Source organism: Fibrobacter sp. (assembly GCF_017551775.1).
Taxonomy (GTDB): domain Bacteria; phylum Fibrobacterota; class Fibrobacteria; order Fibrobacterales; family Fibrobacteraceae; genus Fibrobacter.
This window is the reverse complement of the sequence record NZ_JAFZKX010000029.1, coordinates 1-15,945: the sequence shown is the minus strand read 5'-3', so window position 1 is coordinate 15,945 and position 15,945 is coordinate 1. Positions and strand designations below refer to the sequence as shown.

Annotated in this window: 15 protein-coding genes; 6 read left to right on the top strand and 9 right to left on the bottom strand. The window is 53.7% G+C overall.

Annotated features, from left to right (window positions below):
• Nucleotides 1-9: 9 nt before the first annotated feature.
• Together IK012_RS03480 and IK012_RS03475 are read left to right on the top strand one after the other, a co-directional pair.
• Entirely contained in the window at nucleotides 10-591 is a 582-nt protein-coding gene (locus IK012_RS03480; RefSeq protein WP_290950552.1) for a hypothetical protein, read from the top strand.
• A 13-nt stretch (nucleotides 592-604) separates the two neighbouring features.
• Nucleotides 605-1,372: a redoxin domain-containing protein gene (locus IK012_RS03475; RefSeq protein ID WP_290950549.1), complete on the top strand. Its 768-nt coding sequence runs from the start codon at nucleotides 605-607 to the stop codon at nucleotides 1,370-1,372.
• Nucleotides 1,373-1,396: 24 nt separating this feature from the next.
• On the opposite strand, the gene IK012_RS03470 is transcribed toward IK012_RS03475, so the two are convergent.
• A complete protein-coding gene (locus IK012_RS03470) occupies nucleotides 1,397-1,759 on the bottom strand; it encodes a hypothetical protein (RefSeq protein WP_173378244.1) in 363 nt (120 codons plus the stop codon).
• Nucleotides 1,760-1,791: 32 nt separating this feature from the next.
• On the opposite strand from IK012_RS03470, the gene IK012_RS03465 reads away from it, so the two are divergent.
• A complete protein-coding gene (locus tag IK012_RS03465; RefSeq protein ID WP_290950546.1) occupies nucleotides 1,792-2,322 on the top strand; it encodes a hypothetical protein in 531 nt (176 codons plus the stop codon).
• A gap of 168 nt (nucleotides 2,323-2,490) precedes the next feature.
• Here IK012_RS03465 and IK012_RS03460 read toward each other — a convergent pair whose 3' ends face one another.
• The 6 genes from IK012_RS03460 to IK012_RS03435 all read right to left on the bottom strand — a co-directional run bounded on the left by IK012_RS03460 (nucleotide 2,491) and on the right by IK012_RS03435 (nucleotide 9,851).
• Nucleotides 2,491-3,759 carry an SUMF1/EgtB/PvdO family nonheme iron enzyme gene (locus tag IK012_RS03460; protein ID WP_290950543.1) on the bottom strand — a complete coding sequence of 423 codons (1,269 nt, stop codon included), beginning with the start codon at nucleotides 3,757-3,759 and terminating at the stop codon, nucleotides 2,491-2,493.
• A 58-nt stretch (nucleotides 3,760-3,817) separates the two neighbouring features.
• Nucleotides 3,818-4,648, bottom strand: coding sequence for a diadenylate cyclase CdaA (gene cdaA, locus IK012_RS03455; protein ID WP_173378241.1), 831 nt, complete (start codon nucleotides 4,646-4,648; stop codon nucleotides 3,818-3,820).
• On the bottom strand, nucleotides 4,635-5,546 hold the full coding sequence (folP, locus tag IK012_RS03450) for a dihydropteroate synthase (RefSeq protein WP_290950539.1): 912 nt from the start codon (nucleotides 5,544-5,546) through the stop codon (nucleotides 4,635-4,637). Before folP ends, cdaA begins: the two co-directional genes overlap by 14 nt.
• The gene (ftsH, locus tag IK012_RS03445; RefSeq protein WP_290950536.1) at nucleotides 5,546-7,597 is read right to left on the bottom strand and encodes an ATP-dependent zinc metalloprotease FtsH; all 2,052 of its coding nucleotides are present in this window, start codon (nucleotides 7,595-7,597) and stop codon (nucleotides 5,546-5,548) included. Before ftsH ends, folP begins: the two co-directional genes overlap by 1 nt.
• Before the next feature lie 62 nt (nucleotides 7,598-7,659).
• A complete protein-coding gene (gene tilS / locus IK012_RS03440) occupies nucleotides 7,660-8,742 on the bottom strand; it encodes a tRNA lysidine(34) synthetase TilS (protein WP_290950533.1) in 1,083 nt (360 codons plus the stop codon).
• On the bottom strand, nucleotides 8,739-9,851 hold the full coding sequence (locus tag IK012_RS03435; RefSeq protein ID WP_290950523.1) for a hypothetical protein: 1,113 nt from the start codon (nucleotides 9,849-9,851) through the stop codon (nucleotides 8,739-8,741). Before IK012_RS03435 ends, tilS begins: the two co-directional genes overlap by 4 nt.
• Nucleotides 9,852-9,920: 69 nt before the next feature.
• Between IK012_RS03435 and IK012_RS03430 the strand changes: the two genes are divergently transcribed.
• From IK012_RS03430 to IK012_RS03420, 3 genes are all read left to right on the top strand, one after another.
• Entirely contained in the window at nucleotides 9,921-10,121 is a 201-nt protein-coding gene (locus tag IK012_RS03430; RefSeq protein ID WP_290950520.1) for a hypothetical protein, read from the top strand.
• A 194-nt stretch (nucleotides 10,122-10,315) separates the two neighbouring features.
• Nucleotides 10,316-11,149 carry a TIGR02147 family protein gene (locus IK012_RS03425; RefSeq protein ID WP_290950517.1) on the top strand — a complete coding sequence of 278 codons (834 nt, stop codon included), beginning with the start codon at nucleotides 10,316-10,318 and terminating at the stop codon, nucleotides 11,147-11,149.
• Nucleotides 11,142-11,882: a hypothetical protein gene (locus IK012_RS03420; RefSeq protein ID WP_290950515.1), complete on the top strand. Its 741-nt coding sequence runs from the start codon at nucleotides 11,142-11,144 to the stop codon at nucleotides 11,880-11,882. Before IK012_RS03425 ends, IK012_RS03420 begins: the two co-directional genes overlap by 8 nt.
• 169 nt (nucleotides 11,883-12,051) lie before the next feature.
• Here IK012_RS03420 and IK012_RS03415 read toward each other — a convergent pair whose 3' ends face one another.
• Complete coding sequence (locus tag IK012_RS03415; protein WP_290950512.1) at nucleotides 12,052-15,189, bottom strand: GH116 family glycosyl hydrolase; 3,138 nt, start codon at nucleotides 15,187-15,189, stop codon at nucleotides 12,052-12,054.
• 85 nt (nucleotides 15,190-15,274) lie between these two features.
• Nucleotides 15,275-15,945: FISUMP domain-containing protein (locus tag IK012_RS03410; protein ID WP_290950511.1), on the bottom strand; the 671-nt coding region annotated here is incomplete at its 5' end.

Sequence of the window (15,945 nt, the reverse complement as noted above, 5' to 3'; positions counted from 1 at the left end):
TTGGTTTGTATGAATTTCCTGCGTAAAACAGCAGCGGTTCTCCTGTTCGCCATAGCTTTGGGCCATGCGGACGATTTCATGGGACTGCCCATCGAGGACGGCGCCTCCAAGGACGAGCGGCCGCTGCCTTCGTTTATTTTCGGCGGGGGAGCCTCGCTCCTTTACTACCTAAAGTCCATCGACGGTTCCGTGAGTCTCGATGCCGAATACAGGGTGCACAAGAATGTTTCGCTCGGGCTCTATGGTACGGTTCCGTTTGTCGCGGATTTTCTCGAGTTCGGCTTGGACTGCCACTGGTATTTCAAGGGTTCGCTCATGCGCAGCGGACACGATGACTACCTGAAGTTCGCTGTGTCGGCGTTCTATCTCGATTACGACGAGACGTATTTTTCGCCGGTGATTTCCTTTGGCTATGGTCGCGATATGCTCTTTTTCAAGAAGGCCGATCTCTTCGGCCGATTCGAATTCTACGGAAGCGTTGTCGCTGGGCATCCGGTCGAGAAGGAAAACGAGAAGATGAATATTGTCGGACCGTATATGGAACCGGTTCGGTTCTTCCTTCATGCGAGATTTTCCATTCTGTTTTTCTAGAGGGGTCGTTTAGATGTTTCGACTAATCGCGTTTTTTGCAATCCTGTTTTTTGCTGTCCCGTCTTTTGCGGGCCCGTGGCTCGGGCTTATTTTCAAGAAGACGGAATATGAGAACCACCTTGCGCTCGACGTGAAGGGCGTGCATCCCGGTTCGGGCTGCGTTGCCGCGGGTATTGTCGCGGGTGACAAGGTCATCGGGTTTGCGGGCAAGCCGCTCAACGACATGTCCCAGATTACTTCGGTGATATCGTCGTCGAAGGCGGGTTCGACCGTCGCGGTCGAAATTTTGCGCGATGGAAAAAAGAAGAACCTCAAGGTGAAGCTTACCGACAGGCCCGACGATATCAGCAGCCTTACGGGTTCGGCTATCGGAAGCAAGATGGCGGAATTCGGCAAGAACTTCTACCAGAACGGCGACAAGCGCAAGGCTAAGCCCAAGGCGACCTTGCTCGACTTCTGGGCGACCTGGTGCGGCCCCTGCCGCCAGACGCTCCCCATACTCGAGAGCATCTATGCGAAGCTCGGGAACCAGGGACTCGAGGTCATCGGTATTGCCGACGAGAACCTTTCGACGCTGAACGCGTTCTACGAAAAACAGCACCGCTCGCCTTATCCGCTATACCGCGATGCAACAAAGGATCTGTGGCGCCGTTACGGGATACGCGCCGTACCCACGCTGATGCTCCTGGACAGCGAAGGCTATATCAAGGGTGTATGGAGCGGAGTGCCTAACCAGAAGGCACTTGAACAAATCGTTATCGAAACGATGAACGGAAAGTAGCGGAGCGGCTATTGGCCGTTCTGCTTACTGGATCGCGGGCTTCGAGAGCGTCGCGAAGATCTTGTCGTATTCGTCCTTGGAAATCCTCTTGTAACCGGTCGTGATGTCGGCGAAGAGGTAGTAGGCGGAATCGCCCTTGACCTTCATGGAGTAGGCCATGTCCATGTCGTTCTTGCCGCGGAGTTCGCCATCTTCGATTTTGGCGGTGAGGTCACCGTGGATGTTGCGGATGATGAAGTCCTGTCCGTTTTCGGTCAGCACTTCGAAGATGGTGTTGGCTTCACCCTGCCAGTAGCCGACGAAGGAACCCTTGTCCGCATTTTGCCCGCAGGCGGTGAAAATCATAGGAACGATGGAAAGAACGGCGAGAGAGATTAGCTTTTTCATGCTTCTCAAAATAGTTATTTTTTTCCGTGTAAATGAAGTGTCTCGCCATAATACCGCTTTTTCTGGCCATTTTGCTTCTCGGAGGCGTCTGCTGGCTTATTCACACGAACAAGCGCTCCGTGCCACACTATGAACCGGTGGTTGTCGAGGTGCCCGTTTTTGATGCGGAAGCCTACCTGCGCAGCCTGAAGGCGCAGAAAATGCCGTTTAACAGCCGTGCCGTTCACAGGCTCGTGCTCCAGCGTACCAAGCAGAAGCATGGCGTGTACCTCGAAAGCATGGAACCGGCTCTGGATTCTGTCGCGCTGGAGGTGATAAACGTGTTTCACTCCGTCATGGGGTATGAATACGTGCCGGTGATAACAAGCGGGAACGATTTCCCGTATCATGCCCGCAATTCAAAACACTACGAGAACAAGGCGCTCGATTTCCGCCTGAAGGGACTGTTGCCCGAGGAACGCCGGAGTGTTATCGACATGTCGCAGAAGCGCTTGGAAGGCCGTGCCCGCGTGCTATGGGAAAAGGGCGAAGCCGAACACCTGCACGTGGAATTACTTGATTGAGTCTCCCAGAGGACTATCTCCATCGTCACCCTGAGGACTTGGTCGTCCTCGTCACCCTGAGGACTCTCAGGGTCGGAATGTTTATATCCGATGCTGAGCGTCCTCAGCATGACGACAGGGTCAAAATGTTTATATCTGATGCTGACATTCGTCAGCATGACCTGAAGGTCACTTGCAGCATCTAAACCCGACGCTCGGGTACTGGTTCTGCGGATAGAAGCTGAACTTGTTGTCGGTGCACTTGCTTTCGTTGTTCGTGTTCCATGCGCCGCCAGCCACCAAGAACATGTTCGGGTGGTCCTTGCTTGCGGTCGAAGTCCATTCCCACAGGTTTCCGTTCATGTCGTACATGCCGTACCAGCTGCGGCACTGTTCCTTGCGCCCGCTGCGCTTCATGGCCTTGGTGTTCGTGTTGCACTTGTTCTGCTTGTAGCTGTCGCCATAGGAGAAGCGCGTCTTGTCCTTGCCGCGGCATGCCGCCTGCCATTCGTCGATGGTGCACAGGTGCTTGCCTGCCTGCTGGCAGAGTTCCACCGCCTGTTCCTGGCTCACCATGTCGCGCGGGTTGGCGTCGGGTTCGTTCGGGTATTCGTAGGCGTCCACGCAAACCGTCTTTCCGCCGACGGGAACGGGGTAGGCGTGCTTCCCGCAGATGTTGTCCGATGCCATGTCATACTTGGCTTCTTCCCACGGGGTGCGGTTTCCGACCGAGTCTTCGGCGTAGAAGAACACGCTGCCGGTCTTGTTGTATTCCACTGCCTTGCCCGCCTCTTGCGGGTTGAGCGTGTCACCGATGGAAAGGAATGTCTTGCACTTGATTTCGTCGCACTTGACTTTCAGCTTGATGGGGTCGTAGTAGCGGCCTGCGGGCGGTACGATTTCGGCTCCTGGGGGCGTCTGGTCGGCGGCTCGGATGCTGTCCTGCACGCGCTTCTTTTCGAGGGAATCGAGGCGGGCTTTTTCGAGTTTTGCGAGGCTGTCGGCGACTGCCGCGAGGGAATCGTTGCGGGCCTTGTCGGCGGCGGCGACGCTGTCGCGTACGTGCTTGATGCTATCGCGCACATGGCGCAGGCTGTCCTTGTTTATCTCGGGCTTGAGCGAGGCGAGGCTGTCTGCGACGCGGAGGGAATCGGCAAGGCGCATGGAATCCTGTGCGAGGCTGTCGGCGACGCGGGCCGCTTCGGCGAGGCTGTCCGCCTTCATCTTCTCGATGCGGCGCAGGCTGTCGAGGATATACTTCTGTCTTGCCTCGAGTTCGGTTTCCTGTTGCTTTTGCAGGGCTTCCTGCTTCATCTTGTCGAGCTGGCACTGCACTATGAAAAGGCACAGCAGCAAAAGGAACATGATTACCAGAACGGCAATGTTCTTCTTCTTTCTCTTGTTTTCCTTGTTTTGCGTGTCTGTGGTCTTTTTTTCTTCTTTTTCGTTCGTGCTCATAGTACTCTGTGTTGCCAGTTGAAAATTTTATGGATTTGCTTACCTGCGCGGAATGGGACTATTCGTCCACCTGGATTTTTTCGGCGGTGGCAGTTTCTTCGTGGTAGAGTTCCGCCCAATGGCGCTTGATTTCGGCTTCCAGTTCCTTGATGGAAAGCTTGCGGCGCAGGCTGTTCCTGTAGGCGATGGAGATGCCGCCCGTTTCTTCGGAGACGACGATGACCATGGCGTCGCATTCGGCAGCGAGAGCCTTTGCTGCGCGGTGGCGCATGCCGTAGCCCGCATCGCCTTCGGCGTTACCCGTGGGCATGGGGAGGATGCACCCTGCGGCGACGATGCGCTGGCTGTTGAGGAGCACGGCACCATCGTGAAGTGCGGAATTCGGGAAGAACAAAGCGCGGAGCAGTCGGGAACTGATGCGGGCGTTCAATATTTCACCGGTCTCTTCGTAGTTGCGAAGCCCCACGCGTTTTTCGAGCACGATGAGCGCACCCACGCGGTTCTTTGCGAGGTCTTGCACTGCCGATGTAATGGATTCAGTCACTTCGTCGAGGCCGCTGGAGTGGAAGAAGAGCTGCCGCAGGTCCGCTCGGCTTATCATCTGGCCGATACGGGTAAGGGCGCTTCGGATTTCGGGCTGGAACAAAATCACCAAAGCCACGATACCGATACCCGTCAGGTTACTGAGCAGCCACGTGATGCTTCGCAGTTCCCACCATTGCGCAATGAGCCACGCGACAATCAGGAGGAGGCCGCCCACGATCATCTGCACGGCGCGGGTGCCCCTGAACAGCAGGAACACGTAATACAGGATTATGGACACCAGGAGGATGTCCAGGATGTCGGCCATGCGGACATCGATGACGTCGAAGAGTTTAAACAGTACCATTGGACTTCAGGGCCTCCAGGTAAAGTATAGATTCTTTTGCCTCGCGGACATCGTGCACGCGGATGACGGAAGCCCCGCCGATGGCTGCGACAATGCCTGCGGTGACCGTCGGGATGAGCCTGTCGCTCTTTTCGAGCCCCGGCATCTTCCCGATGTAGGACTTGCGGGATGTCCCGATGAGCACGGGGTAGCCCGTCTCTGCGAACACGTCGGTGGCCTTCATCAGGTCGATGTTGTCCTGCACGGTCTTGCCGAACCCGATTCCGGGATCGATGCAAATCTTCGCTTTTTCGACACCCAGGGCAAGGAGCTTGTCCACCTGGGCGAAAAGTTCGCTTTTTACCTCTTCCACCACGTCTGCGTAGGGCTTGAAATCGTTCTGCATGTTGCCGAAGGAGCCGCGCATGTGGTTGAGCACGACGCTTGCTCCGGTTGCTGCCACGGTAGAGAGCATGTCCGGATCCATGGAGCAGGCGCTGATGTCGTTGATGATGTGGGCGCCGAGGCGCATGCATTCACGGGCGACTTTCGACTTGACCGTATCGACCGAGATGTAGAACTTGCGGTTGCCCGGGTTCTCGAGGTCGTCGGAAATGCTTGCCATCTGGGCGAGGGCTTCCACTACGGGGCAGACGCGGTCGAGTTCTTCTTGTTCGCTTACGGGCGCCGAACCGGGCCTGCTGCTTTCACCGCCGATGTCGAGGATGGTTGCGCCCTGTTCTAGGAGCATTATTGAATGCTCGTAGGCAGCTTCGGGGGTGTTGTGCTTGCCGCCGTCGAAAAAACTGTCTGGAGTCGTGTTGACTATACCCATTACGAGCGGTGTTGCGCAGTCGATAACATCGTCGCCGATTTTCCATGGGTTAGAACGTGTCTTTTCGAATATATCCTTGAGCATTAGGCTTGCGGTTCCTCAGGTGGAATGTCTACAGAAGAAATGCCCGCGGTTTCGGGCTTCGAGACTACGGGAGTCCCGGCGGCCACAGGGGCGATAGGCGGTTGCCTGCCCGGGTCGGGCGGGGGAGTTTCTTCTTTCTTTTTCTTCTCGGCCATTTCTTCGAGAGCCTGGTACTGGCGGCTCTTCTTGGTGCCGGTGAGCTTTTCGCCCGCCATGACCTTGTCGATTTCTTCGCGGTCGAGTACTTCGAATTCAAACAGCGCTTCGGCGAGGTCGATGAGCTTGTCCTTGTTCTCTTCGAGGAGCTTGCGGGCGGCCTGATCCATGCGCTTGATGAGGTTGTTGATGGCGTTGTCGATTTTTTCGGCCATCATCTCGGACATTTCCTTGGGCTTGGAAATTTCGCGGCCGAGGAACACTTCACCATCGGCGCGGCTGTAGCATACCGGCCCGATTTCTTCGTCGAAGCCCCATTCCGTGACCATCTTGCGGGCAAGTTCGGTAGCGCGCTGGATGTCGTTGCTGGCACCGGTGCTCTGGTGGTTGAAGAAGATTAGTTCGGCGAGACGGCCCGACATCATGATCATGATGCGTTCTTCGGCGTATTCGCGGCTGTAGCTCACCTGGTCGCGTTCGGGCAGGCTCATCGTGATGCCGAGGGCGCGGCCGCGCGGGATAATCGTAATCTTGTGGAGCGGGTCGGAGTGCTTGCACAGGAGCGTCATGAGGGCGTGGCCCGCTTCGTGGTAGGCCGTATGGCGCTTCTCTTCGTCGGTCATGAGGAGCGTGCGGCGCTCGGCACCCATGCTGAGCTTGTCGCGGGCTTCCTCGAAGTCGAGCATCGTGACCTTCTTGTTGTTGAACCTGGCGGCGAGGAGGGCGGCCTCGTTCACGAGATTCTCGAGGTCGGCACCGGCGAGGCCCGGAGTGCCCTTCGCGATGGCAGAGACGTCCACGTCCTTGTCGAGCGGGACCTTTCTCTTCTTCAAATGCACCTTCAAAATTTCTTCACGGCCCTTGAGGTCGGGGAGGCCCACCACGATCTGGCGGTCGAAACGTCCCGGACGCAGGAGCGCCTTGTCGAGAACGTCGGGGCGGTTGGTGGCCGCAATCAGGATGACGCCTTCGTTTGCAGCGAAGCCGTCCATCTCGACGAGCAACTGGTTCAATGTCTGTTCACGTTCGTCGTGTCCGCCGCCGAGGCCTGCGCCACGCTGGCGACCCACGGCGTCGATTTCGTCGATAAACAGGATGCACGGGGCATTCTTCTTGCCAGTCTCGAAGAGGTCGCGCACGCGGCTTGCGCCCACGCCCACGAACATTTCCACGAAGTCGGAACCAGACATGCTGAAGAACGGTACGCCGGCTTCACCCGCAACTGCACGGGCGAGGAGAGTTTTACCGGTACCCGGAGGCCCGACGAGCAAAGCTCCCTTCGGAATGCGTCCGCCGAGTTCGTCATACTTTTTCGGGGCCTTGAGGAATTCCACGAGTTCCTGAAGGTCCTGCTTGGCCTCGTCACAGCCCGCCACGTCGTTGAACGTGGTCTTCTTCTTCGGGTCGGTGCTGAGGATTTTCGCCTGGCTCTTGCCGAAGCTGAACGGGTTCTTGCCGCCGCCACCCATCTGGCGGCTCGTCATGATCCAGAAGAAGGCGATAAGGAGAATGACGGGGAGGAAACTCATGATGGTCTCAATCCACGTGGTCGATTCATGGATAATCTTGACCTTGACGCCCTTGAACATTTCCCATGCGGTAATCTGCTCGTTGCTGATTTCGAGCATGTGGCTCGAGAACTTGCGCGTGTCACCCGTGTTGTCGGTGTGCGTGAAGCGGGCGATGGCGCTCTTGCTCTTCGCAGCCTCGGCGAGTTCTTCGGGAGACATCTTGTAGGCACCCTCGATGATGATGCCGTCGGGGGTCTTCTGGAGGGTAAGTTCGGTAATGACCTTAGAGGAATCCCCCATCATGGCGAGGAATTCCGTGCGCGTCATGTCTTGCACCTTATCTTGCCCCGTGAGCGGAAGCATCACGAAGAGCAGGACAAGCATGATAAGAACAATGATGAAATTTTTGTTCTTTAAGGGGGTGACAGGCTTTTTCGCTTGACTCATTAGTATCCTTTTTCTTTACTCTCGCAAGATACAAATTTTAGGGCCGCTTCAGCGCTTTCAAATGCGCAAATTCGGACAGTATGGCCATTTTTCACGATAGAACGCCTGCGGTAGGCTGCCCGATGGGGGATTTTGATATGTGCGGGCTCTTTGGGGCCGTAGAAGAAGGCGATGGGGAAGCGGAGCCCCTGTTCCGATAGCCACAGGCGGAACATTTCGGAAAGGTCGGAGTCGGCATGTTCCAGGAGCATCTTCCGGAGCGCCTTCTTGTTCAGGGAAATGTACTGTGTCATCCCGGCGACGGTGTCATGCTGATTGTCGCCCTTCATGTCATGCTGATGAAGATCAGCATCAGCATTTTCCGTCCGCAAAGCCGGGCTAAAAACTCTCTCACAAGCCTCCATCACTTTCGCATAAGCCCTGTCCGCAAGTCCGGCGATGCGGCAGAGTTGCATTGTCGCGCCGGGGCATGTTTCTTCGAGGTGGGGAAGAGCATCGTGCCGGATGAAGTTGCGGGCGAATTTTACGTCGGCATTGCTTTCGTCTTCGCACCATTCGAGACCGTTTTCTCGGGCGTAGGCGAGCAGTTCTTCGCGGGTGATGTCCAGAAACGGCCGGTAGATATTTTGTCGAAGGGCTTGAATACCTCTCATGCCTGCAAGCGTCGTTCCGCGCCGGAGCCGCATGTACATCGTTTCCGCCTGGTCGCCTGCATGGTGCGCGGTTACAATTGCGCATTTGTTGGCCTCAGCAATACCCATCAGCGCTTCGTACCTCGCATCCCTCGCGTTCTCTTCGAGTGAACCCTCCGCAGTTTTTAGCGCATTGCCATCCAGCTTCTTCAAGAAAAACGGAATGCCGTGCGACTTGGCGAATGCTTCGACAAATTGGGCGTCGCGGTCGGCAGTGCCTTCGCGCAATCCGTGATGCACATGCGCAATTCCTAGCCATTCAATCCCGAGCGCTTCGCGATTTTTGATAAAGTAATGTGCCAGACAAATAGAATCGAGACCGCCCGAAACCGCAAGCAGCAGGCGCTTGAACCCATGACGGCGAATTCTATCTGCAATATCGATTGTCAATTCAAGAGGCTCTCTAAGCAAGTGTCAAATTCTTCTTCGTTGCTTATCCCATACGAAGAAACGTAGCCATCAAAATCATCAATTTGGAGATAGGGAAGGTATTCTTCGGAACAATATTTAGATGATTTGATAGGCGTGTATTCTTGTGTCAAGGTACATTCTTTTGTGCTATTCGATATTACGAGTTTTAATGAGTTTGTTTCGTTGTTTTTAACTTTAAAAGTTAATTCGTCAATAGATAAGGTATTTGTGTTATTGATTTGAATCAGTTTCTTTGAACTAGAAGAATCGATTGAAATTCCTTTTTCCGCATACTTTGCAGAACGTTCTGCTTGAGACATCTCGTCGAATATTCCCAATTGAGAATGCGTGATTTTTTCAATAAGCCTGAAAATTTCATAATCAGCGTCGTGTGAAACTGTATAAACAATATAGATGGTATCTTTTGAAATAATGAAGGAATAGCTTTGTTCACAATTAGAATAGTCGCCATTTAGGTTGAAATAGCAGAGCTTTTCCCATTGGCCTTCGATAGATTTGTTTGGGCCGAGAAGAGTTTCTTTTAGCTTTGAATCTTCATATGTCCCTAAAAGAACTTTTTCTGATTTAACATAGTTAAATGTTAGCGTGTCATTTGAAATGTTGTAAAAGTATGCGTATTCAGATGTATAGGGCGTGATGGAGAATATGCCATTTTTATAGGTGCATCTGGATTGTGTCGTATAAAAATAGGGCTTGCCATCTAACTCGCCGAATGTTGGAATTTCTTTTAAGACTAATTTGTCGTCTCCAAATACAGAAGGGATTTCAATATTTATGGAAGACGAGGATTCTGTTGCATTTGAAGAAGATGATGATTCTGCTTTGGATTCCGAAGAACCGATGCTAGAACTAGAGATGTTTGTATCGCTAGAAGAATTTACTTCTTGGTTGCTAGAAGAAGAGTTGCGCTTTTCTTGCCCTTCGGATGAAGAACCAGGCTCTTTGGAAGACGAACTGAGGTTTACTTCCTCGGAAGAAGACAATTCGGTATCTGGTTCAGAAGGATTGTCGTCACCGCAAGCGATTAATAATGTCGCTGTGATGGCAAGAGCGAAAAGCTTTTTCAAGGTATTCTCCTTTTTAGGATTATTTACATAAAATATAAATATTTATATTTGTCACTCAAGGAGGCCCCTATGGCTAGACACAAGTGCAAGGCGGTCGGCAAGGTTGCCGATGCCAAAGAAAGCGATGTAATGCGCATGCTCCGCATAGACGGCTCCCAGAACGGAGCCACGTTACGGACTAGGGTTGTCCGCGACAAGACAAAGTACAACCGGAACTTGAAACACAAGAAGTCCCTCGCCGATGCGGGGGATTTTCCTTTGTGTGCCTAGAATCGAGACCGTAAAAATTGCTCCGTGGTAGGACTAAGGCGATGGTGATGATTTTCTATATTATACAATATGTATTATATGAGTTGATGTGCTTTTTATATTTATCTTAAAAATGATTTAAATAGCGCAAAAATTCAAATTTTGTATAATAGGGCTTGTTGACTTACTTTGTCAAAAAAAGTATATTCCCGTATATGAAGTCGATTCTCGAATATAAGGACTACCACCTGTATTTGCAAGATTATTACGATGAACGCAAGCGTCTGGGTGCGTTCTCGTGGCGTGAATTCTGCAAGAGTGCCGGTTTTTCTTCTCCAAATTTCCTTAAACTTGTTTGCATGGGCCAGAGCAAGCTCTCGAAGGTCAAGGCTATTTCTGTGGCTAGGTCGATGGGGCTTGTTGGATTCGAGGAAGATTATTTCTATGAACTCGTTACATTCTGCAATGCCGAAAAGGATTCTGTCAAGAAGACTGCGCTCCTTGAAATGCAGAGGATTGCACTGGAACACAAGGTGCGCGTTGTCGATGGGGATGCCTTCCAGTATTATGAATCTTGGAAGTATCCCGTATTGAGGGAACTTATCCCGATGATGCCGGGGGCTTGCCCGCGCGATATCGCCGAAGAATGCAAGGAGCACGTGTCTGCTGAGGAAGTCCGTGACATTTTGAACTTCTTGCTCAAGGCCGGATTCTTGAAGAAGGATGGTGACAAGGTCTATTCACAGACGGAGCAGACCGTCATCGGCTCGAAGGAGGCTTTGCCCATCGCGATCCGAGCCATGCACAAGGAGATGGCCAACATGGCGGCCCGTGCCGTCGACCGTTATTCTCCGAGCGAACGCTATTTCGCAGGGATTACGCTCAGCGTGAATGAAGAAGCGAACAAGAGGATTATTGCAGAAATAGATGCCTGCTGCAAGAAAATCCTCTCCATAGCGAACGAATACAATGACCAGAACCAGGTTTTCCGAATGAACTTTCAGTTTTTCCCAGTCACGGACAAGATAAAGGAGCCTTGTCATGCTTAAAAAGTTTGCATCTGTTTCGGGCGCTTTCCTGTTGGTGTTCCTGTTTGCTTGCTCCGGAGAAAAATTGGCGGGCGGGACTATAGACCCCAATTCCAACCCGATTGCGAATAATTCCAGTTCGTCCGTTGCGAATGTGGATGTTACACCTTGCTCATCTGAAATGACGAACGATTTTGAATGGAGTTCGTCTGAGCGTTTGGCCGGTGAAGTTTCAAGTTCGTCGTATGAAGAATTGGATTTGAGCAGCAGTTCGCAGAAAGGCAGCTCACACTATATTCAGCCGGATCCGGAATCGTCTTCGTCGGAGAGAGATCGCAGTGATGTTTCCGTGATTCCGAGAAACGTTTCTTTCGAGTACTTGATGGATGTTGCCGTGGAAGCGGGGGACTCTGATTTCGTGGATACGCCGGATACTCCCAAGGATGTGCAGGTGCCTTATGCATCCAAGTCTGTAACTGCGGATTCTGTCAATATCTTGGTGAACGACTACTTTAGAATCCCTTGCGATGAAGACGAGGCTGTTGCTTTCATGGATCAGCTCAAGTCTCCGAGAATGGTTTCGGTCGACCTTGCCGGCGATACTATACATATTGAAGTCGCTCGGAATAACTCCGTGACATACGATTGCATGTGCGTGGCGACCGTGAAATTTACGCTGAATGCCCGCTATTCCAGCCTGAACTATGTGGTTCTTGAACAAAGTGAAGCTATTCCGCTGAAAGAACCCGAATAAAGAGTGTAATAGAACTTTTTTTCTCCTATGAAGAGTAAGGGGCGCTCCGCGAGGGGCGCCCCTTTTAAGCTTGAGGATAAAACAGCCGAAGTCAAGCCGCTATTTACTTTTCGTGAACAACAAACGCCCAGTATTAACTGGGCGTTGCTCAGATTAAGCACGAGCGGTCTTAATACAGCAGAGCGAACACCATGCCGGGGCGGAAGTATTTGCCGGCGGTGTACTTCAGAGCCGTGCTGTGGAGCAGCATGAACAGCGCGCTCGCCTCAACCTTGTTGCTCTTGGCAATGGCGCCGAAGGCCTTCACGAAGGCGGGCAGATTGCGGGGGAGCTTCGGGCTGATGCGGCTGTCGGCAAGGAGGGCGCCCTTCTTCAGGAGTTCCTTGTGCATCTTGTCGGCGGCGGTAGCGCTCAGGCCGAAAGCCTTCACGAGCGCTTCCGGGTGCAGGCGGCAGGAGCCGTTGAATCCTTCCGGTGCGGCGAACGGGATGCGGGCTTCGTCGTAGAGGTTGCGGATCATGGAATCGCCCATGACGGCAGCTTCCTTCTCGAGGCCGTGGAACATCATGGCGGTCATGATGCTGTACTGGATGCCGATCCATACGTCGTGAGCCTGGAAGTTGAATTCATCGAGCGGAGAACCATCCTTGCGGACAAGGTTTGCGGCACCGATGAGCGGGCTGTTGGCCTTGTAGTTCGTGTTGAATACGCGGAGCAGGTTCGCCTTGGCCTTCTTTTCGTCGCTGATCGGCTTCAGGCCGAGGAGGCGGAGGTAGGTGTCGGCGAGCATCGTGTCGGCGAAGACGTCGTCGCAGTCGTTGGCGATCTTGGCGTTCCAGCTGGCGGTAAAGGCTTCCTTGCACTGGGCGGTGAGCCATGCCTTCTTGAGGCCGCGGAGTTCGTTCTTGGAAAGTTCCACGTCGCTCGGAATTTCGCCGGAGTTGAGCCATTCGTTGATAGCCTTGAGGGCGGCCTTCACGTCGTTACCGTCAATGACGAGAGTTTCCTTGATGGCATCAGCCAGTTTCGGGAGCTTGTCGGCAACGATGTCCTTGGCTTCCATCGGAGTCACGAAGAAGTGGTAGTAACCTTCGGCTTCGTCCCACAGGGCTTCGTCGAATTCCTTGTTGGCGGAGTCGGCCTTGGCGTTCCAAATGTCGGCCTGGGCCTTGTCGCCGAGGAGTTCGGCAATCTTGGCCGCAGCACGGAGGCCGGCAATCCAGAGGCTACCGCAGTACACGGAAATGCCGTGGCTGGAGAGGTTGTCAAACGTATCGTCAGTACCGTGGGTGAGCGGGAAGTTTTCGCCTTCGTTCACCATCTTCTCGAGGTATTCCATTGCGGCATAGACGGCTTCCTTGCAGTCCTGCAGGTTCTGCATGTCCTGCGTCTTGTGGAAGTGGCGGAGAACCATCAGCACGTACTTCGGGGCGAGATCCTTCCATTCCTTCACGTTGTGCCAGTCGTAGGCATCCGGTTCGGCATCGAAGGGGCTTCCGAGGTCGTGAATCACGGCGCCACGCACGGCGCGCGGGCCTTCGAGTTTCGGATCCGGGAGGTCGGCGAACGGATGGTTCACGTATTCGTGGTGACGGCGGCGGTTGTTGTTCACCGCGAGGATGGCGTCACCGAAGCGCTTCATCACCACGCCGTCAAGGCGCGGCATGAGGGCCATGAGGCTGAAACTACCGTAGAAGTAGACGTCCAGCGAGTTGAAGAACGGATAGTCGGCGCATTCGCGAACGAGGAAGCGGTCGTCCTTGTCCCACACGGTGGCTTCGGCGAGGAAGCTGAGCGTGTTGATGGCGAGGCTCTTGAATTCGTTCTGCTTGGCGGCAGTCTTGTAAATCTTGGCGACGGCCTTTTTCGGCACGAGGTTTTCAAAGGCCTTGAGGCGGGCGTCGAAGTTCTTGTCGGCGGAGAGGGCTTCGTCGAGCATGGCTTCTACGCGGCCGAATGCTTCGGGGTAGAAGGCGGTGTACTTCTTGGCGGAAGTGAGCTTGTTCAGCTTGATTTCGGGGAAGTCGAGCACCAGGTTGAACTGGAAGCTGACCTTCTGCTTGGGCTTCAAAACCACGGTCACGGCGACGGCACCGGCCATCGTTTCGCGGCCGCTGTAGACGTTCTTGACCCAGGATTCGCTGACGCGGCCGCTACGGAGAGCGCCCTTCAGCACGGAGGCGGCGTCGTCCTGGTAGAACATCGGCTTCACGGAGACGTTCAGGTTATCCTTCTTGTTCCAGGCAACGGAAACACCCATGCAACCGTTGAAGTCGCTTTCGGCGAGAGCCTTCTCGTTGTAGAACTGCAGGCCGCGCACTTCGCGTCCGTCGCTTGCAGTCTTGCTGAACTTGACACCCTTCGGGAAGCGGGCCGACGGCACGAGCACGAAGCTCGAGTCCTGCACGCCTTGGCGGTCCTTCTTGGCCATGTAGCCGGCGATGCAGTCCTGCACCTGTACGATGGTCACTTCGCGGACTTCCTTGGTGGTGTTTTCGAGAGTGAACACGGTGGCGTTCACGGGGAGGCTGGAGAGGCGTTCGTCACCCGGAGTCACGTAGCTGGACTGGGTCTTCACAATCTGCACGCCCTTGCCTTCGTACTTGGTTTCGCTCACCGGGTAGAGGGCGCTATACTGCATCTTGGCGGCATCGTAGCCTTCTTGGCCCAGGAATTCCTTGTCGTCTGCCCAGGCGGCGGTGAGGGCGCCCTGGCGGGCAATCTTTTCGCCGACGACGCCGTTGAAGAAGTCGATGACGGCGCTGCGGTTGAGTTCTGCACCGGCCTTGTTCAGGAGGGCGGCGGTGCGGTCGCTCCATTCGATGTGCCAGCGTTCGAAGGCGGCCTTGTTGTTCTTGAAGAAATCCTTTTCGGCGATGGCCTTGTTGAGCTTGGCCTCGGCCTTCTTCTTGTCGGCAAGTTCAGCGGCGGTAAAGAGTGCTTCGCCCTTGGCGTCCACGAGCGGGTACTTGGCGAGCATCTGCGTGAAGCCGGCGAAGTCGCCGATTTCGAGGGCGGCCTTGGCGCCAATCACGGATTCGCGGAAGAAGAAGTTGTTGAAGCGGAGGTCGGCGGGCTTTTCGGTGCGGACCTGCACGCCCGGCATCACGTTCATCACGGGAGTTGTGCCGGCAGGTGTTGCCGTAAACGTAGAGCCGATACCGCCCACGGCGATACCCGTGGTGGAGGGCGTCGTGGAAAGCGGGGTGTACCACGGTTGGATGAATTCCACGGCGAGGCCCGGTGTCATGAGTTTCTGGACGGAACCGGCCATCTTGGCGCCGGCGAGGTAATCTTTGATGCTCATAGTATGATCCATGAATTTGGGTTTAATTTTTTCCGGATAGAAAGGTAGTAAAACGTAGAAGGGATAATGAGCAAAAACTATAGAGCTATCTATGTGTAGTGTATATAGGAGCGTCCTTCGCCGTTTTATATACTATTTCCCGCTCTTCATTTTTTACGCACCGGATAGACAGGTAAGATGAAAAGTCATAATAGGCGGATTTACTGAATGAATACGAAATTTGCCCCGTGTAGACTGCATTCTCTATTATCAGTGCGGCTCCCTTCTTGGGCTTTGCTCCAGATATCCACAATCCCGCCACATGCCCCTTATCGTTTTCCTTTGATGTTATGGTGGTAATTGAAATGTTTTTAGCGGTGAAGTCTGTATTCATGCAATCTGGTCCTTTAAAGAACTCAGGGTAGGTCCTGTCATCGTATTTCCATCCCGTTTTTCCGACATAGCATTTTTCTTCAAATTGATATCCGCCGTTACTCAGCGCTCTAAAATAGTCGGAAAGTTCCCCGGCATCGCTATATGACATCACTCGCCATCCATCTGGACAAATTCCTTGAATATAGCTGTTTAAATAATCGCCTTCGTCAAGCGAATCGGGAAGGCCTCCCATCGCTTGTGTCCACGTATAAAGATTTGCGGTATTGTTGGTGTTGTATGCCAAATCTTCTTGCATCCACATATGGTCTCCAATGCCTACCGTTCTATATTCGCGCCCGTCGCGCGGATCAACCATTGTGCCAGTAACTTGATTACGGAGAT

Coding starts and splice junctions, on each gene's coding strand:
- IK012_RS03470 (WP_173378244.1), bottom strand. CDS start 1,759: ATGAAAAAGCTAATCTCTCTCGCCGTTCTTTCCATCGTTCCTATGATT.
- folP (WP_290950539.1), bottom strand. CDS start 5,546: ATGCTCAAGGATATATTCGAAAAGACACGTTCTAACCCATGGAAAATC.
- IK012_RS03415 (WP_290950512.1), bottom strand. CDS start 15,189: ATGAGCATCAAAGATTACCTCGCCGGCGCCAAGATGGCCGGTTCCGTC.
- IK012_RS03465 (WP_290950546.1), top strand. CDS start 1,792: ATGAAGTGTCTCGCCATAATACCGCTTTTTCTGGCCATTTTGCTTCTC.
- IK012_RS03430 (WP_290950520.1), top strand. CDS start 9,921: ATGGCTAGACACAAGTGCAAGGCGGTCGGCAAGGTTGCCGATGCCAAA.
- IK012_RS03420 (WP_290950515.1), top strand. CDS start 11,142: ATGCTTAAAAAGTTTGCATCTGTTTCGGGCGCTTTCCTGTTGGTGTTC.
- cdaA (WP_173378241.1), bottom strand. CDS start 4,648: ATGGTACTGTTTAAACTCTTCGACGTCATCGATGTCCGCATGGCCGAC.
- IK012_RS03460 (WP_290950543.1), bottom strand. CDS start 3,759: ATGAGCACGAACGAAAAAGAAGAAAAAAAGACCACAGACACGCAAAAC.
- ftsH (WP_290950536.1), bottom strand. CDS start 7,597: ATGCTTGTCCTGCTCTTCGTGATGCTTCCGCTCACGGGGCAAGATAAG.
- IK012_RS03475 (WP_290950549.1), top strand. CDS start 605: ATGTTTCGACTAATCGCGTTTTTTGCAATCCTGTTTTTTGCTGTCCCG.
- IK012_RS03480 (WP_290950552.1), top strand. CDS start 10: ATGAATTTCCTGCGTAAAACAGCAGCGGTTCTCCTGTTCGCCATAGCT.
- IK012_RS03425 (WP_290950517.1), top strand. CDS start 10,316: ATGAAGTCGATTCTCGAATATAAGGACTACCACCTGTATTTGCAAGAT.